The organism is Streptacidiphilus albus JL83 (assembly GCF_000744705.1).
GTDB classification, from domain to species: domain Bacteria; phylum Actinomycetota; class Actinomycetes; order Streptomycetales; family Streptomycetaceae; genus Streptacidiphilus; species Streptacidiphilus albus.
Genome location: NZ_JQML01000001.1, coordinates 1,958,191 through 1,982,696, shown reverse-complemented (window position 1 = coordinate 1,982,696; position 24,506 = coordinate 1,958,191). Strand labels below are relative to the sequence as shown.

21 protein-coding genes are annotated in these 24,506 nt (G+C 73.9%); 8 read left to right on the top strand and 13 right to left on the bottom strand.

Going from position 1 to position 24,506, the window contains the following annotated elements; translation table 11 throughout:
- The first annotated feature begins 334 nt into the window (after positions 1-334).
- The 4 genes from BS75_RS08610 (at position 335) to BS75_RS52170 (ending at position 7,700) form a co-directional block, all read left to right on the top strand.
- On the top strand, positions 335-1,570 hold the full coding sequence (locus BS75_RS08610; RefSeq protein ID WP_160312250.1) for an SAV2148 family HEPN domain-containing protein: 1,236 nt from the start codon (positions 335-337) through the stop codon (positions 1,568-1,570).
- Between the two features lie 126 nt (positions 1,571-1,696).
- Positions 1,697-2,401: an exonuclease domain-containing protein gene (locus tag BS75_RS08605; protein ID WP_034087788.1), complete on the top strand. Its 705-nt coding sequence runs from the start codon at positions 1,697-1,699 to the stop codon at positions 2,399-2,401.
- A 454-nt stretch (positions 2,402-2,855) separates the two neighbouring features.
- Positions 2,856-5,045 (top strand): MMPL family transporter, encoded by a 2,190-nt coding sequence (locus BS75_RS08600; protein ID WP_081982191.1) that lies wholly within the window; start codon positions 2,856-2,858, stop codon positions 5,043-5,045.
- A 2,010-nt stretch (positions 5,046-7,055) separates the two neighbouring features.
- Positions 7,056-7,700, top strand: a complete 645-nt coding sequence (locus BS75_RS52170; protein ID WP_408022588.1) for a PASTA domain-containing protein — start codon at positions 7,056-7,058, stop codon at positions 7,698-7,700.
- Here BS75_RS52170 and BS75_RS08590 read toward each other — a convergent pair.
- Positions 7,657-8,376 (bottom strand): alpha-ketoglutarate-dependent dioxygenase AlkB family protein, encoded by a 720-nt coding sequence (locus BS75_RS08590; RefSeq protein ID WP_081982190.1) that lies wholly within the window; start codon positions 8,374-8,376, stop codon positions 7,657-7,659. The genes BS75_RS52170 and BS75_RS08590 overlap by 44 nt on opposite strands.
- Before the next feature lie 104 nt (positions 8,377-8,480).
- Positions 8,481-8,957 carry a hypothetical protein gene (locus tag BS75_RS08585; protein ID WP_034087786.1) on the bottom strand — a complete coding sequence of 159 codons (477 nt, stop codon included), beginning with the start codon at positions 8,955-8,957 and terminating at the stop codon, positions 8,481-8,483.
- A gap of 271 nt (positions 8,958-9,228) precedes the next feature.
- Here BS75_RS08585 and fxsA point away from each other — a divergent pair, with 271 nt between their 5' ends.
- Genes fxsA through BS75_RS08570 form a run of 3 tightly spaced genes read left to right on the top strand, consistent with a single transcriptional unit; the run spans position 9,229 to position 11,371 of the window.
- Positions 9,229-9,402, top strand: a complete 174-nt coding sequence (gene fxsA / locus BS75_RS08580) for an FxSxx-COOH cyclophane-containing RiPP peptide (protein WP_152645807.1) — start codon at positions 9,229-9,231, stop codon at positions 9,400-9,402.
- A gap of 19 nt (positions 9,403-9,421) precedes the next feature.
- Positions 9,422-10,648 (top strand): HEXXH motif domain-containing protein, encoded by a 1,227-nt coding sequence (locus BS75_RS08575; protein ID WP_034087784.1) that lies wholly within the window; start codon positions 9,422-9,424, stop codon positions 10,646-10,648.
- Between the two features lie 3 nt (positions 10,649-10,651).
- Positions 10,652-11,371, top strand: a complete 720-nt coding sequence (locus BS75_RS08570; RefSeq protein WP_034087783.1) for a hypothetical protein — start codon at positions 10,652-10,654, stop codon at positions 11,369-11,371.
- A gap of 9 nt (positions 11,372-11,380) precedes the next feature.
- Here BS75_RS08570 and BS75_RS08565 read toward each other — a convergent pair whose 3' ends face one another.
- The 10 genes from BS75_RS08565 to BS75_RS08520 all read right to left on the bottom strand — a co-directional run bounded on the left by BS75_RS08565 (position 11,381) and on the right by BS75_RS08520 (position 20,922).
- Entirely contained in the window at positions 11,381-12,139 is a 759-nt protein-coding gene (locus BS75_RS08565; RefSeq protein WP_034087782.1) for a sirohydrochlorin chelatase, read from the bottom strand.
- Positions 12,136-13,086 carry an ABC transporter permease gene (locus BS75_RS08560; protein WP_034087781.1) on the bottom strand — a complete coding sequence of 317 codons (951 nt, stop codon included), beginning with the start codon at positions 13,084-13,086 and terminating at the stop codon, positions 12,136-12,138. Before BS75_RS08560 ends, BS75_RS08565 begins: the two co-directional genes overlap by 4 nt.
- Positions 13,073-13,891, bottom strand: coding sequence for an ABC transporter ATP-binding protein (locus BS75_RS08555; RefSeq protein ID WP_034087780.1), 819 nt, complete (start codon positions 13,889-13,891; stop codon positions 13,073-13,075). Before BS75_RS08555 ends, BS75_RS08560 begins: the two co-directional genes overlap by 14 nt.
- Positions 13,892-13,999: 108 nt before the next feature.
- Positions 14,000-15,148 carry an aliphatic sulfonate ABC transporter substrate-binding protein gene (locus tag BS75_RS08550; protein ID WP_034087779.1) on the bottom strand — a complete coding sequence of 383 codons (1,149 nt, stop codon included), beginning with the start codon at positions 15,146-15,148 and terminating at the stop codon, positions 14,000-14,002.
- 242 nt (positions 15,149-15,390) lie between these two features.
- Complete coding sequence (locus BS75_RS08545) at positions 15,391-16,689, bottom strand: sulfate adenylyltransferase subunit 1 (RefSeq protein WP_034092654.1); 1,299 nt, start codon at positions 16,687-16,689, stop codon at positions 15,391-15,393.
- 3 nt (positions 16,690-16,692) lie between these two features.
- The gene (gene cysD / locus BS75_RS08540) at positions 16,693-17,622 is read right to left on the bottom strand and encodes a sulfate adenylyltransferase subunit CysD (protein WP_152645813.1); all 930 of its coding nucleotides are present in this window, start codon (positions 17,620-17,622) and stop codon (positions 16,693-16,695) included.
- Between the two features lie 14 nt (positions 17,623-17,636).
- A complete protein-coding gene (cysC, locus tag BS75_RS08535) occupies positions 17,637-18,218 on the bottom strand; it encodes an adenylyl-sulfate kinase (protein ID WP_042437671.1) in 582 nt (193 codons plus the stop codon).
- A 70-nt stretch (positions 18,219-18,288) separates the two neighbouring features.
- The gene (locus tag BS75_RS08530) at positions 18,289-19,041 is read right to left on the bottom strand and encodes a phosphoadenylyl-sulfate reductase (RefSeq protein ID WP_081982188.1); all 753 of its coding nucleotides are present in this window, start codon (positions 19,039-19,041) and stop codon (positions 18,289-18,291) included.
- Complete coding sequence (locus tag BS75_RS08525; RefSeq protein WP_034087777.1) at positions 19,025-19,213, bottom strand: hypothetical protein; 189 nt, start codon at positions 19,211-19,213, stop codon at positions 19,025-19,027. The genes BS75_RS08530 and BS75_RS08525 overlap by 17 nt, the downstream gene beginning before the upstream one ends.
- A complete protein-coding gene (locus BS75_RS08520) occupies positions 19,210-20,922 on the bottom strand; it encodes a nitrite/sulfite reductase (RefSeq protein WP_034087776.1) in 1,713 nt (570 codons plus the stop codon). The genes BS75_RS08525 and BS75_RS08520 overlap by 4 nt, the downstream gene beginning before the upstream one ends.
- Positions 20,923-21,451: 529 nt before the next feature.
- On the opposite strand from BS75_RS08520, the gene BS75_RS08515 reads away from it, so the two are divergent.
- Positions 21,452-22,291, top strand: coding sequence for an alpha/beta fold hydrolase (locus BS75_RS08515; RefSeq protein ID WP_052069286.1), 840 nt, complete (start codon positions 21,452-21,454; stop codon positions 22,289-22,291).
- A 13-nt stretch (positions 22,292-22,304) separates the two neighbouring features.
- Here the strand turns inward: BS75_RS08515 and BS75_RS44050 are convergent, their stop codons facing one another.
- Complete coding sequence (locus BS75_RS44050; protein WP_052069285.1) at positions 22,305-24,404, bottom strand: hypothetical protein; 2,100 nt, start codon at positions 24,402-24,404, stop codon at positions 22,305-22,307.
- Positions 24,405-24,506: the final 102 nt, after the last annotated feature.

Sequence of the window (24,506 nt, the reverse complement as noted above, 5' to 3'; positions counted from 1 at the left end):
CCACTCCCACTGCCGTCGGCGCTCCAGCATGACTCCGCACCCTGCATGGTCTCGCAGCTCGGGCCCGGACCGTGCGACATCCGGGCCGGTTCGCCCGAAAGGGACCACCGGCCGCGGCCGGTGACGGTCCGCCACCGGTCTCCTGCCCCGGTCTCCTGCCCCGGGGGAGCAGGCGCGGAACTGCTGCGCTCAGCGTGGCAGCGAAGTACCCTTGATCGTCCGGAGTCACCCGGATGGCCTACCGCTGACGGCTCGACAGGGTACGTTGTGGGCGCGCCCCTCCCTCCTCGGCGGGCGGGGCAGACCGAGCACGCGAGGGATGGTGAGGTCCGGGATGGTCGTCCCCGACGGGGGTGCCGCAGGAGGCGCAGCGCGGGGAGAGGCCCCGACCATCGTCGTCCGGACCGGAGCCGGTCGGACCGCTCCGAACCAGCCGGGGCCGCTCGAACCCTCGCTCGCCTGGCCCCCCGGAGCCTGGGACGAGGCCCGGATACGGGTCCGCCGGGCGGGCCGGGCCTACGTCTGGCTGAACCTCGTCGAGCAGCGGCTGCGGTCGGTCGTCTCCGAGGTGCTGCGCCCGGTCTACGAGCCGGTGCACGGCGAGGACTGGGTGCTGGCCGCGGCCGGCCCGGCCGGCGAGGAGTGGGCCCAGCGCGCGGGCGCGGTCCGCGAGGTCAGCCGGCGCAAGGGCTACCTGCTGGACCCGGACGACGACAGCCTGGTGGTCTTCCTGACCCTCCCGCAGCTGCGGGAGCTGATGGTGCAGCACTGGCCGTGCTTCGAACCGTTCCTGAGCGACCGTCGCGAGGTCGAGCTGGCGCTGGACGAGCTGGAGGTCGCCCGGCACGTGGTCTCCCGCAACCGGGCGCTGTCCGAGAACGTGCTGGCGCAGGCCGAGCGGGCGGCGGCGCGGCTGCTGCAGCTGCTGGACGGCGAGGCCGGCGCGCCGGGGCTGCGGGCGCCGGTGGACGTGGTCGAGGAGCTGGTCGGCGACCGCTACGCGGACCTGATCGGGGTCCATCCGGACCGGGTCAGGCTGCTGCGGGACCTGCCGGTGGAGGACCTGCTGGCGGGCGCGCGGCGGCTGGACGCGCTGGGCATCAGCCTCAACCTGCTGTGCCAGAACTTCACCGGGCGGCGGCTGGTCGGCCTGGCCGACTCGGGCTGCCGGGTCCGGCTGCTCTTCCTGAACCCGGCCAGCAGCGCGGTCCGCCGCCGGGAGCGGGAGCTGGGGATCGGCCGCGGCGAGCTGGCGAAGTCGGTGGAGACCAACATCATGCACGTCCGCCGGGTCCGGGCCCGGCTGCGGGACGCCGGGGCGTTCGAGATCCGGGTCTACGACGAACTGCCGCGCTGCAGCGCGTACCTGGTGGACGGCGACGGCCCGGACGGGCTCGGCGTGGTCCAGCCCTACCTGCGCCGGGCCCGGGGGATGGAGTCGCCCGCCCTGGTGGTGCGCGGGGCCGCGCCGGGCCCGATCGTGGCCGGCCGGCCACCGGAGGCCGGGCTGTTCCAGGTCTACCAGGAGGAGTTCGAGGGCGTCTGGGGCGACTCGCGCCCGGTGTCCTGAGCCGTCGCCCGGCCCCGCCGCCGTCCCGGTGACCGCCCCCGCCCCGTCCCGGCGACCGGACCGCCCGTTCGTTGTCAGTGGGGCGCGGGATGATGGTGCAGCCACAGGACGAGAGGACTTCACGACATGAGCTGGTTGAACGAGACCATGGTCGGCTTCGATCTGGAGACCACGGGGACGGACCCGGCCGAGTCCCGCATCGTCACCGCCGCGCTGGTGGAGGCCAAGGGCGGCGAGGTCGTCCGGGAGCTCGGCTGGCTGGCCGACCCGGGGGTGCCGATCCCGGCCGAGGCCGCCGCGATCCACGGCGTCAGCACCGAGCGGGCCGTCGCCGAGGGCCGCCCGGTCGCCGAGGTCGCGGAGGAGGTCGCCACGGCGCTGGCCGAGTACTGGCGGGCGGGCGTCCCGGTGGTGGTCTTCAACGCCCCGTTCGACCTGAGCCTGCTCGACGCCGAGCTGGCCCGCCACGGGCGGCCGACGCTGGCGCACCGCCGCGCGGGCGTCCGGCCGGGCCCGGTGTTCGACCCGCTGACGGTCGACCGGGCGGTGGACAAGTACCGCAAGGGCTCCCGGACCCTGCAGAACGCCTGCGCGGTCTACGGGGTCGAGCTGGCCGACGCGCACCGGGCCGGCAGCGACGCGCTGGCGGCGCTGCGGGTCGCGCTGGCGCTGGGCCGGGCCTACCCGGCCGAGGTCGGCGGGATAGCGCCGGAGCAGCTGCACGACCGCCAGGTGGACTGGCACCGGGCCTGGGCGGCGGACCTGCAGGCGTTCCTGCGCCGGAAGAAGGACCCGGCCGCGGTGGTGGACGGCGGCTGGCCCTCGCGCTGACGGGTGGTCACGGTGGACCGGTGGACCCGGGCGGTGGAGGTCGGGCCCGGATCCGGACGCCGACTGTGATGAAGCGCACACCGGACGCTACGGATCGGCGCCGGAGCCGGACATCTGGTCGGCGGACGGGTTCACCCTGCTCCCTGCCCCGGAGGTAGTCGGGGGTTTCCCCTAGCTCCGAGGGCCCGATCTCCGCCCTGAGGGGGAGGAGCTTCCACCCGGGGGACGAGGAAAGGCGCTGTGGGCGTGGGTGAAGATGGTCCACGTCGGACGTAGGCGTTCCGTGAGAGCGTTTCGGGCCCCGGATATCTGACTTGCCGGACGGCTAGTTGCTTTCCTAGGATGCAGACCTGACACCGAACTTACTTGTCGACCGGCTAGGTAGTCGGTCCGATCGCGCTGCCCGTGCACCGAAGCCGTGGTGGGGCGATCTCTGCCCTGGAGGCCTTCCCGTATGTTCCACCGGATAGGACGCACCGTCGTCCGCCACCCGATCTGGACGATCGTGGCGTGGCTCATCGCCGCCGTCGTCATCGGGATAACGGCGCCCGCGCTGCCCTCGAACAGCAACCAGAGCTCCTTCCTGCCGAAGAGCTACGAGTCGATCCAGGCTGCCGACCTGCAGACGAAGGCGTTCCCGCAGGCGTTCACGCCCTCGGCCGACGTCCTCTTCCAGCGCGCCGACGGCGGGCAGCTCACCGCCGCCGACAAGGCGGAGATCGCCACGATCGCCAAGCAGATCGAGGCCAAGAAGATCGACCAGGTGCAGCTGGTCATCCCCGGCCCGCCCTCGCCGGACGGCAAGTACGGCCTGGCGCTGGTCCAGATGAACAGTGCCACCGCCGGCCAGCCGGCCCAGAACGACGCGTCCAAGACGCTGCGCACCGACGTCACCCAGCTGGTGCAGGGGACGGACCTGACCGCCAAGGTGGGCGGCAGCGCCCCGACCGCGCTCGACCAGCAGAACGCCTCCTCCAAGGGCATGGCGCTGACCGGGATCGGGACCGTGCTGGTCATCCTGATCTCGCTGCTGCTGATCTTCCGCTCGCCGATCCTGGCGCTGCTGCCACTCATCTCGATCTTCGCGCTGGTCTCCACCACGGCGGACGGTCTGATCGCCGATGCCACCAAGCTCTTCGGCCTCCAGGCGAACAGCTCGGTCTCGGAGATCCTGCTGGTGGTGCTGCTCGGTGTCGGCACCGACTACTTCCTCTTCCTGATGTTCCGCTACCGGGAACGGCTGCGGGCGGGCGAGGACGCCAAGACGGCCATGATCAACGCGGTCTCCCGGGTCGGTGAGGCCATCGCCTCCGCCGCCGGCGCCGTCATCATCGCCTTCCTGGCCCTGCTGCTCTCCAGCGTCGGCTTCCTCAAGCAGATGGGCCCCGCGCTGGCCATCGCCGTCGCGGTCACCCTGCTGGCCGGCCTCACCCTGTTCCCGGCGATCTGCTCGCTGATCCCGCCGCGGGTGCTGTTCTGGCCGTCCAAGAAGTGGCAGAAGGAGCCCGAGGGCGCGAAGTTCGCCGCCATCGGCCGCACCGTCCAGCGCCGCCCGGCCCTGGTCGCGGCCGTCTCCGGGGTGCTCATGATCGCCCTCGCGCTCGGCACCTTCGGCTTCAAGGCCACCTTCGACATGTCGGCCGGAGCGGTGCCCAAGACCGCCGAGTCGATGATCGTCCAGAACGAGATGGCCGCCGCCTACTCGGCCGGCGCCGCCGAGCCCACCGAGATCATGCTGAACAGCACCAACGGTCAGCCGCTGAACACCTCGGAGCTCGCCACCTACGCCCAGAAGCTGCAGACCGCCCCCGGCGTCGCCAGCGTCGCCCCGGCCAAGGTCAACCAGGCCGGTACGACCGCCGACTTCTCCGTCGAGCTGAAGTACGCCGCCGCCAGCAACCAGGCGCTGAGCTCCATCAGCGGGATCCGGGACGTGGCCCACGCCAACGCGCCCAACGGCACCGTGGCCCTGGTCGGCGGCATGACCGCGATCTACACCGACTTCAACGCGGCGATCAACCACGACTACCGCACCGTCTTCCCGGTGGCGGCGATCCTCATCATGATCATCCTGGGGCTGCTGCTGCGCAGCATCGTCGCCCCCTGGTACCTGATGGCCTCGGTCGCCCTCGGCTTCGGCGCCACCCTCGGTGCGACCGTGCTGATCTTCCAGAACCTCCAGGGCCAGAGCGGCCTGATGTTCATGCTGCCGGTGATCATGTATCTGTTCGTGGTCGCGATCGGAACGGACTACAACATCCTGATGATCGCCCGACTGCGGGAGGAGGCCCGGGAGGGCCGGGCCCCGCGCGAGGCGGCGGCCGAGGCGCTGCGCCACGCCGGACCGACCGTGGCCGCCGCCGGCTTCATCCTGGCCGCGACCTTCGCCATGCTGACCCTGGGCGGGAACTCCTTCCTGGCCGAGATGGGCTTCGCGCTGAGCTTCGGCATCTTCCTCGCGGCCTTCGTCATGGCGATGTTCTTCACCCCCTCGCTCACCGCGCTGATCGGGCACGCCGCCTGGTGGCCCGGCCACGCGGACCGCAACGGGGAGCACGCCAGCACCGTCGTCGCGAGCAACCCCGCCAACCCCGGCCTCCGGGCCGTGGACGAGGCGGAGGAGCTGGACTCCACGCGGCAGTGAGGCAGTTGTAGCGGAGCAGAAACGGCGGGGCCGGACGTGCGCACAGGGCGCGTCCGGCCCCGCCGCCGTGCTTCCGTGCGCCGGTCGCCCCGCGCGTGCATCGGGAGGGAGCGGGTAGCCTCCCCAGGCACCGAGGGGACGGGACCGCGAGCGGGGCGTGGGGGTACCGCGATGATCGAGTGCCAGCTGTGCGGCACGCCGAACGACGACGCCGCGCACTACTGCGTGGCCTGGAACTGCGGCTCCCGGCTCGGCCCACTGCCCCAGGGGCTCGGCGTCCAGCTGTCGTTGCCGGACTGGACCCCGGAGCTGGTCCCCGGCCGGACGGTCGTGCTGACCGCGACCGTCCGCAATGCCGGGACCCGTCCTGACACCGTCGCCGTCGCCGTCCAGGGGCTGCCGCCGGGCTGCGTCTCGGTCGACCCGGCGCAACTCGCCCTCGCCGCCGGGGCGGAGGCGCCGGTCCGGATCACGCTCCACCCGCCGGAGGCGCTGAGCCTGCCGGTCGGCACCCTGCCCTGTCTGGTCGTCGCGGTCTCGCGCTCCGCCGCCGGGGCGGCGGCGCGCGCCCGGCTGCGTCCCCGGCTGCCGGCTTCCCCGGCCCCGGCCGGGGCGGTGCCGGCCCCGCCGGTGAGCGTCGGCGGCGCGGCGACCGAGCGCCGGCTCCGCTGGCGGCGGGTGGTGACGGTGCCGCTCCGGCTGGTCGGCGCCGGCCCGGCGGCGGAGCGGATCACCCTCGCGGCGGCCTGCTCCTCGCCGGAGGCGGTACTCCGGCTCACGCCCCCCTCGCTGCTGGTCCAGCCCGGGACGACGGCGACCGCCCGGGTCCGGCTGCGACTGCCCCGGCACTGGCTCCGGCCGCCCGAGTGGGTGGAGTGCCGGGTCTCCAGCACAGCGGCCGAGGGCGGCCCGGTGCTGGCGATAGCCCACTGGCCGGTGCTGCCGCTGCCGCTGCTGTGGCTGCTCAGCCCGTCCGTGCGGCGCTGGTTCGGCCACGGCGGCCGGGCCGGGTTCGCGGCCGGCGCCGCTGTCCGGAGCGGCGGCAGGTCGGCGGCCGAGGCCGGCCGGTCGACGGTCACCCTCGGCGCCGGCGGCTACGCCGCGAACCCGCCGCGCCGGATCAGCACCTCGCCCGCGCACGCCCGGCGACTGCTGCGGCTGCCCGCGCCGGTGGTCACCGCGCTGGGCGCGGTGGTCGTCGCCGGACTCGCCTTCGGCGGGCTGACCCTGGCCGCCGGCAGCACCGTGGAACCCGGCCGCTCCGCGCTCGGCCGACCCGTGGCCACCACGACCGGGACGCCCCCGCTGAACGCCGTGGACAACAACGGGCCGCCGGTGTCGGGCACCTCCTCCGGCAGCCCCCGGGACGGCGGGGGCGGCGCCGCCGTCCCGCTCAAGGGGCCGGTGACCACGACCGCGCGCAGGGTGTCGGCCGACACCGGCTGCCAGGGCTCGGCGGCCGTCCCCGACGTCTCCCGGCTGGCCTACCCCGCCTCCTCGCAGGCCCTGCTGGACGCCGGGTTCCCGGGACTGGACATCGCGGAGCACTCGGCGACCCTCACCGCCGGCCGCACGATCTCGGTCAGCCCGGCCCAGGGCTCGCGGCAGTCCTGCGGCGCGCAGGTCACCCTGGTCTACTCGGCCGGGCCGACCCCCGTGACCACCGCCGGGACCCCGGCCACGGCGGCGCCGCTGTGCACCCTCCCGGCCGCCGAGGGCGCCGCGACGGCGGTGCTCGGCGAACTGCGCTCACTGGTCGCCGGTGACCACCGCACCCGCTGTGGCCTGCTGGTGACCGGGATGACCGGCTACTCGGCCACGGTCCCGGCCGGCCGGGTGATCGGGGAGAACCCGCTTCCCGGCACCCAGGTGGGGGTGGGCTCGGCAGTGATCATCACCGTCTCGCTGGGCGCGCCCAGCTGCGTCCTGCCCGAGGTCGTCGGTGCTGCCTCGGCCTCGGCCACGACGCTGCTCGGCCAGGTCAGGGCGGCGGACGGCAGTGCCTGCCGACTGGCGGCGGCGACGGTCGCGGTCCCCTCGGCGACCGTCCCGGTCGGCACGGTCGTCTCCCAGAGCCCGGCCGCCGCCACCGCCGTCGCCCCGGGAGCGGTGGTCACCCTCGACGTCTCCGACGGCCCCGACGGCACGACCCCGCCGCCGAGTTCGCCGCCGAGTTCGCCCCCGGCCGGCTCGCCGTCGGCGACGACCCCGCCGCCCACGGGCAGCCCGTCGACCGGCGGCGCCCCCGGCGGGCCCTCGTCCTCGACGGCCGTCAGCGCGTCCTCCGTCGGCAGGGCTCCGGTGACCTGCTCGCTGCCGAACGTCGCCGGACTGACCGCGGCCGGCGCCACCGGCCAGTTCGCTGCGGCGACCTCCAGCAGCGGCACGGCCTGCGGGCTGGTGGTGCTGCAGGTCGACGAGGGCTCGACGCTGGTCGCCACCGGGCTGGTGGTCGACCAGGTCCCGGGACCCGGCGCGACGGTGGCGGTCGGTTCGACGGTGACCATCAACATCTCCACCGGGCCGCCGGCCGCCACCGGCGGCGACAGCGCCTCGGCCGGCGCCCAGGACGACCGTCGGGGCGGCCTGCTCGGCGAGGTGGCCGTGCCGGTCAGGGCCGGACCGACGGCTCGCCGGCCTCGGTCAGCCCGGTGACCCGGATGGTGATGTTCAACCGGCCCGAGGCCAGCCCGGTGGCCGGGTCGCCGGTGCCGGGCCGGACCTTCGGCACCCCGTGGTAGGCGAACCGGGAGGGGCCGCCGAAGACGAACAGGTCGCCGGAGGCGAGGGTGACGTCGGTCCACGGCCGGTTGCGGTTCTCGGTGTTGCCGAAGCGGAAGGTGCAGCTGTCGCCGACGGTGAGCGAGACCACGGGCGCGTCGGAGCGCTCGTCCTGGTCCTGGTGCAGCCCCATCGCGGCCCGGCCGTCGTAGAAGTTGATCAGCGCGGTGTCGGGGGAGTAGCCGTCCCCGGCCCCCGGGTCGCGGTAGGCGTCGACCAGGGCCCGGCGGCCCAACTCCAGCATCCAGTCCGGGAAGGGCGCCACCCGGGCCCCGTTGACGTCGTCCGCGGTGCGGGTGTACCGGTACGGCTGCCAGTGCCAGCCGATGCAGACGGTCTGCACCGACATCACACCCCCGCGCGGCAGTCGGGTGTGCCTGATCGGCACCGGTCCGGTCGCCCAGCCCCGGCAGGCGGTGACCAGCGCCCGCTGCTGATCGAGCGTCAGCCAGCCGGGCAGGTGCACCGCCCCGGGCGCGACCTCGACCCGGGCGCGGGGGCTGCCGGGCTCTCCGCTCCCGTCCGCGAACAGCGGCAGGACTCCGCTCACCGGAGGTCCGCCGGGCGCTCTGCCATGAAGTCCATGGTAGTCGCGCCCACAGCGGCCGGGGCCCGCGCGGCGCTGCTGCGCCGCACGGGCCCCGGCCGGAGCGGCTACACCTCCAGCTCCGAGATGCTGCCGACGGCCCAGATCGCGAGCAGGCCGATGACGGCCGCGAGTGGCAGGCACACCAGCATCTGTCCGGCCATCTGCGAGCCGGTGAGACTGCCGGCGGCGGTGACCGCGAAGAAGACGACGTAGCCCAGCGTCATGATCGCCGCGAAGACCGGCAGCGGGCGGGGGACGGACCGTTCCAGCAGTGCCAGCAGCGCCACCGCGATCAGGGTGGCGGTGATGACGCCGACGGTCAGTGCGCCGGAGTTGGGGAAGCCGCCGCCTCCGGTCTGCGCGCCGTCCTGGAAGGCGTCCAGGTTCAGCATGCTGCGGACCAGGTAGGTGATGACGAACCCGGCCGCGATGGCGCTGGCGCAGGCGGTCAGGGCGCGTACCGCGAGGGTGCCCGGCGACATGGCGGGGCGCCGGGCCAGGGTTCCGGAGGCGGGCAGGTGGGAGTGGGTACTGTCGATCATCGCGGGCTCCAGTCGTCGTCGGAACCTCGTAGGAAGGACTTGCCTTCCCGGTATAGCCCCCCTCCCGGGCGGCCGCGCTTCCGGTTAGGCCGACCGGGGGACGCGACGGGCCGCCGTCGAGCCCGCCCGACGATTCCGCCGGTGGCGTCCTGGTGCCGCCGGTATGCTGCTGCGCGCGGGTCGGGTGTCCCTGACCAAACCCTCCCCGCGCCACGTCAGCGCGCCTCGCCTGCGGTGGCCGACGGGAGCAGGGTGAACGGTGGGGCACAGGATGAACGCTGGCGACCAGGTGATCGCGACCGATCTCTTGGACACCCGTCAGGTGCTGCTCGACGATCTCGCCGACCTGCCCGATTCGGTGCTGGCACACCTGCTGCGCCGCGTGGTCGACGAGGCGCTCACTCCTTCCTGTGAGCCGGTTTCGGCATTCCAGTCCGCACTTTGAGGTATCGTCAGTCAGACATGTGCACGGCAATCAGGCCAACATCGCAGGTCCTGGTACGGCGCACCGCGCCGGGAGGCCGGGATCCGGCTGTTCGAGGAGATCGCCGTGTGAGCTCTTCCGGGCGATCGCCGGGGGACGCGGCGGCGCGGCCGGGGTCGAACTGCTGCGGTCCGGCCAGCTGAGCAAGCGCTGTCTGCTGCTGGTGGCCCTGCACGGCCGCGTCGCCGGCACCGCACCGGCAGCGGCCGGAGCCGTGGGGTCCGACCGCCGCGACTGGTTCGACCGGGTCTACCGGGAGGCCTCCGGCTGGCAGCGGAACGACCCCTCGCGTTGGGAACGGCTGCTGCTGCGCCCCCAGTTCGACGTCTGGGCCACCCAGTGCCTGCAGGAGCTCGGCTCCGGGCGGCCGGGCCGGCTGACCGGGCTGGCGGACTTCGCCGAGCTGCCGCCGGACCTGCTGCCGCCCGAGCCGCCGCCGGGTTCGACGGAGGCCGTCGGCGGCCACGAGCTGGCCTTCGAGTCGCGGGGCCGCCGCTGGCGGCTCACCCTCCAGGACCGCGGGCCCTACCGGGACATCTTCGGGTACGCCCCCACCGGCCCGCTCGGCGCGGCCGACCTCGGCGCCTGGACCGCCGCCCTGGACGGCGCCTGGGAGGTCCTGGTGCACCGCCACCCCTGGCACGCCGAGGCGGTCGGCGCCGCCGTCACCACACTGGTGCCGCTGCGCCCGGCGGCCGACGGCAGCCCGGTCAGCGCCGCCGCGCGCCGCGCCTACGGAGCCGTCGCGGCCTCCCGGCCGGCGGGGCCGGTGCAGTTGGCGCTGACCCTGGTCCACGAGTTCCTCCACGTCCAACTGGGGGCGCTGATGGACCTGGTGCCGCTCCACCGGCCCGACTCGGGGGCGCGCTTCCACGCCCCCTGGCGCCCGGACCCGCGCCCGGCCGGGGCGCTGCTCCAGGGCCTCTACGCGCACCTGGGCGTCGCGGACTTCCAGCACCAGGAGCACCTGGCCGAGCCCGGGGACACGGAGTCCGCCCGGGAGTCGCTCCGTTGGCGCACCCACGCCGCCGAGGCCGCCCGCACGCTCCTCGCCGGCGACGAACTGACGCCGATCGGACGGGAGTTCACCGGTGATGTGCTCCACGCCCTGGACCGGTCGGCCGGCCCGGAGGCGGCCGCGCGGCCGCCGGCCCGGGGGCGGCCGCAAAAGCAGGTGCGTCCGGCGGTGATCGAGGTGACCATGTAGCACGTGACCTCACCCTCCACGCACACCCTCGTTCTCGCCGCGGCCCGGAACAACGCCGACTGGTGCGCCGCGGTCTCCCGGTCCCACGGCCTCCCGGGAGCCTTCGGCGAGGCGGTCTGGACCAGTTCCGACCGGACGCCGCCGTACTACCCGGACGCGGTCACGCTGCACCCCGGTGCGGTGCCGGCCGACTTCCTGCCGCGAATCGACACGGCGTCACCGGGCTGCTCGGTCAAGGACAGCTTCGCCGCGCTCGAACTGACCCCCGACGGCTTCACCGAGCTGTTCAGCGCCCAGTGGATCCACCGCCCGGCGGGCGTCCCGGTTCCGGCGACGCCGCGGCTGCGCGCCGAGCCGGTGCGCTCGGCCGGGACACTGGAGGCCTGGCAGGCCGCCTGGCACGGGGAGGGCGAGGCCCCGGACGTCTTCCGGCCGGCGCTGCTGGCCGACGCGACCGTGCTGGTGCTGGCGGTGCACCAGGGGGAGGCCCTCGTCGGGGGCGCCGTGCTGAACAGCGGCGCGGGTCTGGTCGGGCTCTCCAACCTCTTCGCCACCGACGACGCCGACGAGGCCGAGGTCCGCTCCTGCGTGCTGCGCGCTGCCGCCGGGCACTTCCCCGGCCTGCCGGTCGTCGGCTACGAGCACGGTGGCGCGCTGGCCGCCGCCCTCGACAGCGGTTTCAGCGCGATCGGCCCGCTGCGCATCTGGCTGCACGGCGGCTGACCCGGCCGGTCACGCGCTGAGGGCCAGGCCCGCGCTGCCGGCCCTGCTGCGGAGCGACTGGTCGTGGCGGAGCAGGAGCAGCCGGGCGAGCTCCGGGGCGGCGCCCAGCGGGTCGGCCAGGGCGTCGGCGCCGGCCGCGGCGGCCTCGGCGGCGATGCGGTCCGGGAGCAGGCCGGGGGCCAGCAGGTAGGGGGCGACGGCGATGCGGCGGGCGCCCCGGGCACGGAGCGCGGCCACCGCGTCGGCGACCCGGGGCGGGGCGGCGGAGGCGTGGGCGACCTCGACCGCGGCCCAGCCGTGGGAGCGCTGCCAGTCGGCGGCGACCCCGCGGGTGACCGCGTTGGCCGCCTCGTCGGAGGAGCCGGCGGCGGCCAGGACGACGCCGGTCCGCCGGTCGGGGCGGACGCCCGCCTCGGCCAGCCGCCGGGTGAGGGCGTCCAGCAGCAGCGGGGACGGTCCCAGGACCGCCCCCTGACGGACGGTCACCCGGGGGTTGCGGCCGCTCGCGGCGGCCAGCACCCCGGGGATGTCGTGCTTGGCGTGGAAGGCGCGGTTGAGCAGCAGCGGCAGCGCGACCACCTCGCCCTCCAGCCGGTCCAGCTGCTGCTCGACCCGGGGCGCGCAGTGGTCCAGGTAGCCGACGGCCACCGGCAGGCCGGGGCGCAGGGCGCGCACCCGCTCGGCGAGTTCGGCCGCGACCGCCGCGTGGCGGGGGTCGCGGCTGCCGTGGGCGACCAGCAGCAGGGTGCTGCCCGCTGCCGTGCTCATCGGCGGGTCACCAGCAGGCCGCGCGAGCGCAGCACCCGGCGCTCGACCGGGGCGAAGCAGAGCAGGTCGATGCCGACGCCGACCAGCAGGATCAGGATGATCGTCGCCAGCACGGTCGGCATGTCCTGCATCTCGCGGGCGTTCTCCAGCGCCTGGCCGAGGCCGAGGCCGAGGGCGGGGGAGCTGGCGATCAGCTCGGCCGCCATCAGCGAGCGCCAGGCGAAGGCCCAGCCCTGCTTGAGCCCGGCGACGTAGCCGGGCAGCGCGGCCGGCAGCAGCACGAACCAGATGCCGCGCAGCCCGGTCGCGCCCAGGGTCCGTCCGGCGCGCAGGTAGAGCGGCTGGACCTGGTCGATGCCGGCCACCAGGCCGTTGGCGATGGAGGGGACCGCGCCGAGCAGCACCACCGCGTAGATGGTGGCGTTGCTGAGGCCGAACCAGATCACCGCGGCGGGGACCCAGGCCACCGAGGGGATCGACTGGAGGCCGGAGAGGATCGGTCCGACGGCGGCCCTGACCACCTTGTTCCTGGCGACCAGCAGCCCGATCGGGGTGCCGATGGCCACGGAGGCGAGGAAGCCGAGGATGCCCCGGGAGAGCGAGGTCCAGATGGTGCTGAGGATGGTCCCCTGCAGCCACTGGTCGTACAGGCTGTCCCACACCTCCAGCGGGCTGGGCAGCAGGTAGTCGGGCTTGAGGTGGGCGGCCCAGGCCGCCTGCCAGAGCGCGAGCACGATGAGGATGGCGACCAGCGGCGGGACGACCTTGGTCAGCAGCACCCGGCCGAGGGAGGTGCGTTCGACGTCGTGGGTCTCCAGCGCGTCGAGGCCCGCGCCGAGTGCGGCGGCCTCGGCGGTGCTGTCGGCGGCCTCGGCTGCGGCGTCGGTCCCGGTCACGGCCTCGGTCCCGGTCACGGCGTCGGTGGGGGCGGTCTCAGTGCTGGACATGGCGGCGGATCTCCCCACGGAGCTGGTCGGTGATCTCGACGGACAGGTCCGCGACGCCGGGGGACTCGATCCGGCGCGGCTGCGGCAGGTCGATCCGCCACTCGCGGGCGATCCGCCCGGGACGGGAGGACAGCAGCACCACGCGCTGGGCGAGCCGGACGGCCTCGCGGACGTTGTGGGTGACGAAGACGACGGAGAGGTTGGTCTCGGCCCAGATGCGGGTGAGCTCCTCGTGGAGGACGTCGCGGGTGATGGCGTCCAGGGCGGCGAAGGGCTCGTCCATCAGCAGGACGTCGGCGTCCTGGGCCAGGGCGCGGGCCAGGGCGACGCGCTGGCGCATGCCGCCGGAGAGCTCGTGCACCCGCTTGCGGTGCGCGCCCTCCAGCCGGACCAGCGCCAGCAGCCGTTCGGCCTCGGTGCGGCGTTCGGCGCGCGGCAGGCCGCGCAGCCTGAGCGCCAGCTCGATGTTCTGCCCGGCGGTGAGCCAGGGGAAGAGCGCGTGCTCCTGGAACATCAGCGCGGCCCGGCCGCCGGGGACGGTGATGGTGCCGCTGCTGGGCCGGTCGAGCCCGGCGACCAGGTTGAGCAGGGTGGACTTGCCGCAGCCGGAGGCGCCCAGCAGGCAGACGAACTCGCCGGGGGCGACGGTCAGGCTGATGTCGTCCAGGACCGGGTTGGCGCGGTCGGCCCGGCCGAAGGACTTGGAGACGTGGTCGAGGGTGACCGCTGCCGTTGCCGGCGCGGCTGACTCTGCGGGCGTGCCGAGCGTGTCCTCGGCCGGTTGTCGTGTTGCTGCCGGAGCCATCCGGACACCTCCTTGGCGGGTTGAGCCGGGGCCCGTCCCGGTCCCTGGTGATTGGGCATCGACGAGGACCGGGACGGACTCCGGAGTGGGTGGGCGGGCGGGGGCCTGCTACTGCTGGCCGAGCCCGTCGGCGGAGACGGCGGTCTGGCCGCCGGCGGCCAGGATCTGGTTGAGGATCGACAGGTCGTAGATCCCGCTCAGGTCGGGCTGCTTGAGGAAGCCGGCGGTGACCGCGTGCTGGGCCTCGGTCTGCAGGGTGGACGCCAGCGGGTCGTTGGTGACCGCCAGCTCGGCCCAGGCGTTGTCGAGGACCTTGGTCGGCAGGGCCTTGCCGCTGAGCTGCTTCAGCGCGGCGTTGGCGTCGGTCTTGGCCTGGGCCGGGTTGGCCAGGATCCAGGCGTTGGTGTCGACCGAGGCCTGGAGGACGGCCTTGACCACGTCCGGGTGGGCCTTGAGGAAGGACTGGGAGACGATCACGTTGGTGGTCGCGAACTGGCCGTTCGGCCAGAGCGAGCGCTCGTCGATGAGGATCTTCGCGCCCTCGGCCACCAGCTTCGAGGCGGTCGGCTCGGGCACCCAGGCGCCGTCGATCTGGCCGGTGGAGTAGGCGGTCGGGGTGATCGAGTTGTCCGTCCGGATGACCGAGACGTCGCCCGCGCCGGTCTCGGCGTTCTCCTTGAAGCCGTGGGTGTCCAGGTAGTTGAGCAGCGCCACGTCCTGGGTGTTGCCCAGCTGCGGGGTGGCGATCTTCTTGCCCTTGAGGTCCGCGATACTCTTGATCTTCGCCGGGTTGACCACCAGCTCCGCGCCGCCGGTGGTGGCCCCGGAGATGATCTTCAGCGAGGCGCCGTGCGACTGGGTGTAGCCGGTGATCGCGGCCGAGGGGCCGATCCAGGCGATGTCGATGGCGCCGGCGTTCAGCGCCTCGATCTCGGCCGGGCCGGCGTTGAAGATCTGGGTCTTGATGGTGGTCGAGCCCAGGTCCTTGGCGAACTGCCCGTTCTCTATGCCGATCAGCGGGGTCGCGTGGGTCAGGTTGGCGTAGTAGCCGATCCGCACCGTGCTCGCGGACAGTGCCGCCGCACCGCTGCTGCTGGAGCTCCCCGCAGCGGGAGTGGCGGCGCTGTTCGTAGAGGCCTTGGAGCCGTATCCGCCGCAGGCGCTGAGCAGCACGGCGGCGGCGAGCGCGGTGGCGGCGGTGACGACGGTCCGTCTGGTGCGGACGCGCGAACGGGAGGTGGCAGCGGAGACGGTCATGGGTGGAGTCCTCACGATGACAGGTGAAGTGGTGCGCGGACGGCAGTGCGGCAAGCCGGGCCCAGGTGCGGCACGGTGACGGGCATTCAGAAGCCCGTCAGCACCCACATCGGGCGACGCCGCCCCGGCCCGCGCCGAGCGCGCCGCTGCCGACGCGCCCGCCTTCCTTCGCCATGCGGGAGAATGCCTCGCCGCTCATCGTGGTGGATCCCTTCGTCATGAGTCCGGCCCGCTGCCGGCGCTCAGAAGGACTCGCCGGCCATGCCGGCGGTCAGAGTGGTGCCGTCGGCCGGATCGATCAGCAGGAACGATCCGGTGCGGCGGTTGGTCGCGTACGGGTCCAGCGCGAGCGGCTCGGCGGTGCGCAGCACCACCCGGCCGATGTCGTTGACCTGGAGGCTTCCGGGTGCCTCGACGTGCGCCAGGGTGTCGATGTCGATCAGGTAGGGGATGTCCTTGACGATCGCCCGCACGGTACGGGTGGTGTGCTTGAGCAGCACCCGGTCGCCGACCCGCAGCGGGCGCTCGTTGAGGTGGGAGACGGTCGCGGTGACGTCCTGGGTCGGCTCGGCCGCCGGGCCGGCCGCGATCAGGTCGCCGCGGGAGACGTCGATGTCGTCGCTGAGGCGGACGGTGACCGACTGCGGCGCCCAGGCGATGGCGGTCTCCCGGCCCAGGACGTCGATCCCGGCGACGGTGCTGGTCAGCCCGGAGGGCAGGACGGTGACCGGGTCGCCGGTCCGGAGCACGCCGGAGGCCAGCTGTCCGGCGTAGCCGCGGTAGTCCCGGTGCTCGCCGCTCTGCGGCCGGATCACGTACTGGACCGGGAACCGGGCCGGCTCGGCGGACGGGTCGCCGCCGACCGGGACGGTCTCCAGGTGCTCCAGCATGGTCGGGCCGCCGTACCAGTCCATGTGGGCGGAGGGCTCGACCACGTTGTCCCCGGCCAGCGCCGAGATCGGGATCGCGACGATGTCGTGGACGCCCAGCGAGGCCGCGTAGGCGGTGAACTCGGCGGCGATGGCCGCGAAGACCGGCTCGGCGTAGTCGACCAGGTCCATCTTGTTGACCGCCAGCACCACGTGCGGGACCCGCAGCAGCGCGGCGACGGCGGCGTGCCGGCGGGTCTGCTCGACCACGCCGTTGCGGGCGTCGACCAGCACCACGGCCAGCTCGGCGGTGGAGGCGCCGGTGACCATGTTGCGGGTGTACTGCACGTGCCCGGGGGTGTCGGCGAGGATGAACCGGCGCCGGGGCGTGGCGAAGTAGCGGTAGGCGACGTCGATGGTGATGCCCTGCTCGCGCTCGGCCCGCAGGCCGTCGGTGAGCAGCGCCAGGTCGGGGACGTCCTGGCCGCGGTTGCGGGAGGCGTGGGCGACCGCCTCCAACTGGTCGGCCAGGACCGACTTGGAGTCGTGGAGCAGCCGTCCGACCAGGGTGGACTTGCCGTCGTCGACGGACCCGGCGGTGGCGAAGCGCAGCAGCGCCGTCGCCCGCCCTGACTCCGACGCGGTGGGGACGGGGTGCAGTTCGGTGCTCATCGGTTAGAAGTACCCCTCGCGCTTGCGGTCTTCCATGGCGGCCTCGGAGACCTTGTCGTCGGCCCGGGTGGCGCCGCGTTCGGTGAGCCGGCTGGCGGCGATCTCGGTGACGACGTCGGCGACGGTCACCGCGTCGGAGTCCACCGCGCCGGTGCAGGACATGTCGCCGACGGTGCGGTAGCGGACCAGGCGGCGCTCGACCGGCTCGCCCTCCTTGGGGCCGCCCCAGTCGCCGGCGGTCAGCCACATCCCGCTGCGGGAGAAGACCTCGCGCTCGTGGGCGTAGTAGATCTGCGGGAGCTCGATGGACTCGCGCTCGATGTACTGCCAGACGTCCAGCTCGGTCCAGTTGGACAGCGGGAACACCCGGACGTGCTCGCCGGGGGCGTGCCGGCCGTTGTAGAGCGACCACAGCTCGGGGCGCTGGCGGCGCGGGTCCCAGGCGCCGAACTCGTCGCGGAGCGAGAACACCCGCTCCTTGGCGCGGGCCTTCTCCTCGTCGCGGCGTCCGCCGCCGAAGACCGCGTCGAAGCGGTTGGACTCGATGCCGTCGAGCAGCGGCACGGTCTGCAGCGGGTTGCGCAGCCCGTCCGGGCGCTCGCGCAGCCGGCCGTTGTCGATGAAGTCCTGGACCGAGGCCATGTGCAGGCGCAGGCCGTGCTCGGCGACGGTGCGGTCCCGGTACTCGATGACCTCGGGGAAGTTGTGCCCGGTGTCGACGTGCAGCAGCGCGAACGGCACCGGCGCCGGCCAGAAGGCCTTCAGCGCCAGGTGCAGCATGACGATGGAGTCCTTGCCGCCCGAGAAGAGGATCACCGGGCGTTCGAACTCGCCCGCGACCTCGCGGAAGATGTGCACGGCCTCGGCCTCAAGGGCGTCCAGGTGCGACAGCGCGTACGGGTTGACGCGGTCGTGGGCGTCGGACGGCAGGATGTCGGCAGCGGTGGTCACGCCAGTCCCCTCTCGGTGAGCAGTGCGTGCAGGGCGGCGGCCGAGTCGGCCACCGGCTGGATGTGGGCCTCGATGCGCAGGTCGGGGGCGGCGGGGGCCTCGTAGGGGTCGTCGACCCCGGTCAGCCCGGTGATCTCGCCGGCCGCCTGCCTGGCGTAGAGGCCCTTGACGTCGCGGACCGAGCAGACCTCGACCGGGGTCGCCACATGGACCTCCAGGTAGGTGGTGCCCCGGTCGGCGTGGCGGGCGGCGACGGCGGCGCGGGAGGCGGCGTAGGGGGCGATGACCGGCGCCAGCACCTTCACGCCGTTGGAGGCCAGCAGCTCGGCGACGAAGCCGATCCGCTGGATGTTGGTGTCCCGGTCCTCGGGGGTGAAGCCGAGCCCGGCCGAGAGGAAGGCGCGGACCTCGTCGCCGTCCAGCACCTCGACCCGGTGGCCCTCGGCGCGCAGCCGCTCGGCGAGGGCCAGGGCCAGGGTGGTCTTCCCGGCGCTGGGCAGGCCGGTCAGCCACACGGTGGCGCCGCACTCCTGCACGGCGGCCGCCGTGGCGGGCGGTGCGTCGTCAATGGTGGTCATCTGGTCTGCTCCATCGGGTGGCAGGGCTTCCATGGGTAAGAGTGGTGCATGAACCTGTGTCGAACCTGGGTCAGAGGTGAATGCCGCACTCGGTCTTGCCGGCCCCGGCCCAGCGTCCGGAGCGGGCGTCCTCGCCGGCCAGGACCCGCCGGGTACAGGACTCCGGGGCGCAGCCGACCGAGGCGTAGCCGTCCATCAGCAGGGTGTTGAGCAGGATTCCGTGCTCGGCGACATAGGCGTCGACATCGTCCTGGGTCCAGCGGGCGATCGGGGCGATCTTGACCTTCCGCCGCTTCGGGTCGTAGCCGACGACCGGGGTGTTCGCCCTGGTCGGCGACTCGTCCCGGCGCAGTCCGGTGGCCCAGGCGTCGTAGCCGGCCAGGCCCCGGTTGAGCGGCTCGACCTTGCGCAGCGAGCAGCACAGGTCCGGGTCGCGGTCGTGCAGCCGGGGCCCGTACTCGGCGTCCTGCTCGGCCACGGTCTGACGCGGCGTCAGCGTGAGCACGTTGACCGGGTAGACGGCGGCGACCGCGTCCCGGGTGCCGAGGGTCTCGGCGAAGTGGTAGCCGGTGTCCAGGAAGATCACGTCCACCCCGGGCAGGGCGGTCGAGGCCAGGTGCGCGACGACCGCGTCCTCCATCGATGAGGTGACCGCGAAGCGCCGGCCGAAGGTCTCGGCGGCCCAGCGCATCACCTCCTGGGCGGAGGCCGTCTCCAGCTCGCGGCCGGCCGTCAGCGCCAGCGCCTCCAGCTCGGCCGGGGTCCGTTGCGGTATTCGAGAGTCCGCAGCCGCTGAGCCCGCGGGGTCAGTGTCCGTGCTCATTCGTGGCTCCCCCGTGGGCGGTGGCAGGCGGTGTCAGCAGGCCGAGGAACTTCAGCGAGAAGGCGCGGCGGCAGGAGGCGCACTCCCACGACCCGTGGCCGCCCTCCTCGCTGGGGCGCAGGTCCTGGTCGCCGCAGTAGGGGCAGTGGAAGGGGGCGGCGCGCTCGCTCACGACAGCGCCCCCTCTTCCGCGCGCAGCGCCCACTCGGCGAAGCGCTCGCCCTCGGTGCGCTGCTCGTCGAAGCGGCGCAGCACCCGCTCCACGTAGTCGGGGAGCTCGTCGGCGGTGACCTTCAGGCCGCGGATCTTGCGGCCGAAGGCGGCGTCGAAGCCGAGGCTGCCGCCCAGGTGCACCTGGTAGCCCTCGACCTGCTCGCCCTTGTCGTTCAGCAGCAGCTGGCCCTTGAGGCCGATGTCGCCGGTCTGGATCCGGGCGCAGGCGTTGGGGCAGCCGTTGACATTGATGCTGATCGGCTGGTCGAAGCCGGGGAGCCGCTGCTCCAGCTCGGCGATCAGGGTCTGTGCGCGGCCCTTGGTCTCGACGATGGCGAGCTTGCAGTACTCGATGCCGGTGCAGGCGATGGTGCCGCGCCGGAACGGGGAGGGGGCGACCTGGAAGTCCAGCGCCTCCAGACCGGCGACCAACGAGTCGACCTGGTCCGGGGCGACGTCCAGGACGATCATCTTCTGCTCGACGGTGGTGCTGAGCCGGCCCGAGCCGTGCGCGGCGGCGAGGTCCGCGACCTTGGTGAGCTGGGTGCCGTCGACCCGGCCGACCTTGGGCGCGAAGCCGACGTAGAAGTTGCCGTCCTGCTGCCGGTGGACGCCGACGTGGTCGCGCCACTGGGTGCTGGGCGCGCCCGGGGCGGGGCCGTCCAGCAGCGGACGCTTGAGGTACTCGTCCTCCAGGATCTGCCGGAACTTGGCCGGACCCCAGTCCGCCATCAGGAACTTGAGCCGGGCGCGGGTGCGCAGCCGGCGGTAGCCGTAGTCGCGGAAGATGCCGACCACGCCGGCCCAGACGTCCGCGACCTCGTCCAGCGGGACCCAGGTGCCGAGCCGCTCGGCCAGCCGGGGGTTGGTGGAGAGGCCGCCGCCGACCCAGAGGTCGAAGCCGGGGCCGTGCTCCGGGTGGACCACGCCGACGAAGGCGACGTCGTTGATCTCGTGCACCACGTCCTGGACCGGCGAACCCGAGATCGCGGTCTTGAACTTGCGCGGGAGGTTGGAGAACTCCTTGTTGCCGATGTACCGGCGGTGGATCTCGTGGACGGCGGGGGTGCCGTCGATGATCTCGTCGGCGGCGATCCCGGCCACCGGCGAGCCGATGATGACGCGCGGGCAGTCGCCGCAGGCCTCGGTCGTGGACAGGCCCACGGCCTCCAGCTTCGCCCAGATCGCCGGGACGTCCTCGATCCGGATCCAGTGGAGCTGGATGTTCTGCCGGTCGGTGATGTCGGCGGTGCCGCGCGCGTAGGTCTCGGACACCTCGCCGATGGCCCGCAGCTGATCGGTGGTCAGCCGGCCGCCGTCGATCCGGATCCGGAGCATGAAGAACTCGGCGTCCAGCTCGTGCGGCTCCAGGATCGCGGTCTTGCCGCCGTCGATCCCCTCCTTGCGCTGGGTGTAGAGGCCCCACCAGCGCATCCGGCCGCGCAGGTCGGCCGGGTCGATCGAGTCGAAGCCGCGGTGGGCGTAGATGCCCTCGATCCGCGCCCGCACATTGAGCGCGTCGTCGTCCTTCTTGAACTGCTCGTTGGCGTTGAGCGGAGTGAAGTGGCCCATGGCCCACTGGCCCTCGCCGCGGTGGCGGGTCGCCTTGCGGGTGGGGGTCGGCCGGCGCGCGGCGGCGACGTCGTCCGGAACGGGTGTGGAGGCCATGGTGCAGTCCTTCGGCAAGAGGCGGGGGCCTGGTGGTGGGCGCGGGTTCCCGGTCTGCACAGCGGCATCGACCAGCACGGACGTGCGGTCGGCTGCGGGCGGTGACCTGACCGGGCCGACAGGCGGCAGCGGGAGAGCGGCAGTGGTCTTCAGGTCGCCGGACAGATGGCGCTGGACATGCGGCCGAGATCGACGTGAAGTCGACCGACCAAGGCAGTTCCGGCACCAGACATGGCAGAAGAGTCGCACGTAGAGCTTTTGACGTCCACAGGCGTCCGAAATATGAACAGATGTGTCTCACAGAATGAGAAGCAGTGCTCGGAGGTGCTGCGGCGACCGGTCGCCGAGCGGGACGGGGCGGGGCTCGCCGACCCGCCGGGGGCCTGCCCGGGGCACGGGAAACCTCCGGTTCTGCGGGCGAACCGGGCGAATATCGTCCGGCTGTCCATTATATGGACGCCGCGACCGCCATCCGGTTGGAGGCGCGCCGCGGTGGCGGGTCGCGCCCCGCGGATGGAATCCTGGCCGGATGACGGCGGAGCGGACGACGGAGCGGACGGCAGCGCGGACGGCAGCGGGGGCCGGGGACTACGCCCGGCTCGACGGGGTGGACCTCTACTACGAGAGCCACGGCTCCGGCGGCCGGCCGCTGGTGCTGCTGCACGGCGGGGTGCAGACCATCGGGCTGGCCTTCGGCGCGCTGCTCCCCGCGCTGGCCGCGAAGCGCCGGGTGATCGCCGTCGAACTCCAGGGCCACGGCCACACCGCCGACACCGACCGGGAGATGAGCGTCCCGGCCTTCGCCGGCGACGTCGTCGCCCTCCTCGACCTGCTCGGGATCGGGCGGGCCGACCTCTTCGGCTTCAGCCTGGGCGGGATGACCGCCCTGGAGACCTCCCTCCGCAACCCCGAGCGGGTGGGCCGGCAGATCCTGATGTCGGTCGCCTTCCGGCCGGACGGCTTCCTGGAGGAGATCCGCGACCCGGCGCTCCACGCCGGCTCCGACCGGCTGCCCACCCAGGCCGACTTCGCGGAGATGGTGGCCGCGTACCGGGCCGTCGCGCCGGACCCGGACCACTTCGAGGCGTTCCTGGCCCGGTGCAGCAGCACCGCCAACGGCCACCCGGGCTGGACCGACGAGCAGCTCCGGGCACTGACCGTGCCGACACTGCTGGTCATGGGCGACACCGACTTCATGCCGGTCGCCCACGGGGAGGAGGTGCACCGGCTGATCCCCGGCTCCCGGCTCGCCGTCCTGCCCGGAGCCCGGCACCTGGACCTGCCGCGCCGCCCGGAGCTGCTGCTGCCGCTGGTCGAGGCGTTCCTCGCGGGCGACGGCGACGGCGACGGCGACGGCGACGCCGACTGAGCGGACCGGGGCCTCAGCCGGGGTCGGCCTCCGTGCCGACCTCCCGCAGCCAGAGCAGCGAGCGCTGCTGCTCCTCGCCGCTGTCCGCTTCCCCGGACTCGTCGTCGGGGTCGTCCGGGTCCGGACCGGCCAGCCACTGCTCCACGGCGGCGGTCAGCGAGTCGACCGGTTCGAAGGAGTCGTTCTCCAGCAGCTCGGACCCGCTGAGGGTGACCGTGTGGCAGCTCAGTCGTCCGGAGCGGGTGTTGACGGTGACCACGAAGCGGGCCGACAGCTCCCGGCCGGAGGCCGCGATCCGGGTCTGCAGCGCCGAGGCCAGCTGCTCCAGCTCGGCGACGGTGCCGGCGGCCAGGAGGCCGTCGCCGCCCGGCTCGGGGCACTGGAAGACCCAGGAGTTGACGGTGTGCTCGGTCGGCCGGTCGGTGGGGTCCAGGAACAGCGCCTCCTGGGCGAGGTCGGCGATCCGGGCCGGGGCTCCGTCCCGTCCCGGGGCGACCGGGGGAGCGAGGGCGGGGACCAGCGCCCGCCGCCGGCGCAGCGCGCCGGCCCTGGGAACCGACCACTGCGACCAGCCCAGCCCGCCCAGCAGCGGCAGCACGCCCCAGCCGATCCCGACCGCCATCAGCCACACCCCGGCCGCCGTGAGCACGAGTTGGGCGGCGTCGTCGAGCAGCCACCGGCCCGCCAGGACGCTGCGCTCGGGGTGGCGGAACCGGGTCCTGACCCGGTTCAGCACCAGGGCCAGCCCGGCCAGGACCGCCAGCGAGCCCGCGGCGAAGGAGTCGTCCGGCGGATCGCCCTGGCCCCAGTACATGGTGCCGTCGAGCTGGGCGCCGAGCACCCGGTCGCCCCAGACCTGGGCCGGGATCACCGTCTCGGCCTGCTGCAGCTGCGGTGCCCGCCGGGTGAGCGCGTCGGCGTCGAACTGGTTCCACGCGTTGACCGCGCCGTCGCCGGTGGTGAAGCTGATGTCGACCGCCTCGCCGCCGTTGGCGGTCGCCCGCACCCCGTTCACCTGGACCGGCACCAGCCCCCGGCAGCCGGGGGAGGTGGCCGGCACGGGGCAGGCCGGAGCGGTGTCGTAGGCCCGCATGCTCGGGCCGTCGTTGAGGGTGATCAGCGCCGCGAAGAAGAGCAGCGCGAACAGGACCGTGCCGCCCCAGCCGAAGACCCGGGTCCGCTCGAAGGCCGGGCGCGGGCCGCCCTTGGCCACCGCGCGGGCGCGCTGCCGGCGGGTCGGTCGGGCGAGCAGCACGATCTCGCTGCCGAGTTCGGGTATTCGGGTGGCCTGTCCCGGCGTGGTGGTGGGCACGGCCGGGGGAGCCACGGCGGCCCGGGCCCGGCGCGCGGCCTCGCGGCGACGCCGCCGACGGACCGCCGTCGCGCCCCAGCCGGCCAGGCCCGCGCACCCGGCCAGGGCGCAGCCCCCGGTCACCAGCGCGCCGTCCAGCGACTGCGGATGCTGGAGCAGGTACCAGCCGACGCCCATCGGCGCCAGGCCGCCGACCCCGACCAGGATCGCCAGGAAGGAGCCGAGCGGCCCCAGCGAGCCCGGGGCCAGCCTCCGCGGACCCCGCTGCTCACGGGTGGTCCAGGCGACCAGGAAGGCGTAGAGGGCGAAGCCGAGGGCGAACAGGGTCCCGCCCAGGTTCCTGGCGAAGGCGAGCGGCGGGGCGTCCGTGGTCGTCGCGGAGCCGCCGGTCCCGGTGACCGAGACGACTCGGCCGCGCCAGTACTCGGCGGTGACGGCCGATCCGTCGTCGGCGTAGTCGAGGACGGCGTTGTCGTCGGAGAAGGAGACCGTCACCGCCCCGGCCGGGGAGTCGAGGGCCAGCCGGTAGGACGACGACTTGCCGCCGACCTCGGTGACGCCGGTGACGGTCGCGGTCACGTCGGTCAGGCAGGACTCGGCCGTCGTGGTCTGCGCCGACCCGCAGGACACCGCCGAGTCGAAGGCCCGCTCGGTCCGGAAGTCCTGCACCGCCAGGACACCGCAGACACCGCTCGCCACCAGGCAGAGCACCCCGACGGCCGAGGAGATCAGCAGTTTCCACCAGGGCCGGTCGCGCAGTCCCGGCCGGCGGCGGCCGGGTCTGCCCTCGATGTCGTTCATGTGTCCCCCTCGGAGTCGGCGATGGGGGACGGTACCACCGGCTCCGGTTGCCCCCCGAGGGGCCCTCCCGCTGTTCCGCTGCAGGTACGGTGGCTGCGTCGC

Bases quoted from the DNA above. Each gene is read 5' to 3' on its own strand.
- BS75_RS08610 (WP_160312250.1), top strand. From the start codon at position 335: ATGGTCGTCCCCGACGGGGGTGCCGCAGGAGGCGCAGCGCGGGGAGAG.
- BS75_RS08605 (WP_034087788.1), top strand. From the start codon at position 1,697: ATGAGCTGGTTGAACGAGACCATGGTCGGCTTCGATCTGGAGACCACG.
- BS75_RS08600 (WP_081982191.1), top strand. From the start codon at position 2,856: ATGTTCCACCGGATAGGACGCACCGTCGTCCGCCACCCGATCTGGACG.
- BS75_RS08585 (WP_034087786.1), bottom strand. From the start codon at position 8,957: ATGATCGACAGTACCCACTCCCACCTGCCCGCCTCCGGAACCCTGGCC.
- fxsA (WP_152645807.1), top strand. From the start codon at position 9,229: ATGAACGCTGGCGACCAGGTGATCGCGACCGATCTCTTGGACACCCGT.
- BS75_RS08565 (WP_034087782.1), bottom strand. From the start codon at position 12,139: ATGAGCACGGCAGCGGGCAGCACCCTGCTGCTGGTCGCCCACGGCAGC.
- BS75_RS08560 (WP_034087781.1), bottom strand. From the start codon at position 13,086: ATGTCCAGCACTGAGACCGCCCCCACCGACGCCGTGACCGGGACCGAG.
- BS75_RS08555 (WP_034087780.1), bottom strand. From the start codon at position 13,891: ATGGCTCCGGCAGCAACACGACAACCGGCCGAGGACACGCTCGGCACG.
- BS75_RS08550 (WP_034087779.1), bottom strand. From the start codon at position 15,148: ATGACCGTCTCCGCTGCCACCTCCCGTTCGCGCGTCCGCACCAGACGG.
- BS75_RS08545 (WP_034092654.1), bottom strand. From the start codon at position 16,689: ATGAGCACCGAACTGCACCCCGTCCCCACCGCGTCGGAGTCAGGGCGG.
- cysC (WP_042437671.1), bottom strand. From the start codon at position 18,218: ATGACCACCATTGACGACGCACCGCCCGCCACGGCGGCCGCCGTGCAG.
- BS75_RS08530 (WP_081982188.1), bottom strand. From the start codon at position 19,041: ATGAGCACGGACACTGACCCCGCGGGCTCAGCGGCTGCGGACTCTCGA.
- BS75_RS08520 (WP_034087776.1), bottom strand. From the start codon at position 20,922: ATGGCCTCCACACCCGTTCCGGACGACGTCGCCGCCGCGCGCCGGCCG.
- BS75_RS08515 (WP_052069286.1), top strand. From the start codon at position 21,452: ATGACGGCGGAGCGGACGACGGAGCGGACGGCAGCGCGGACGGCAGCG.
- BS75_RS44050 (WP_052069285.1), bottom strand. From the start codon at position 24,404: ATGAACGACATCGAGGGCAGACCCGGCCGCCGCCGGCCGGGACTGCGC.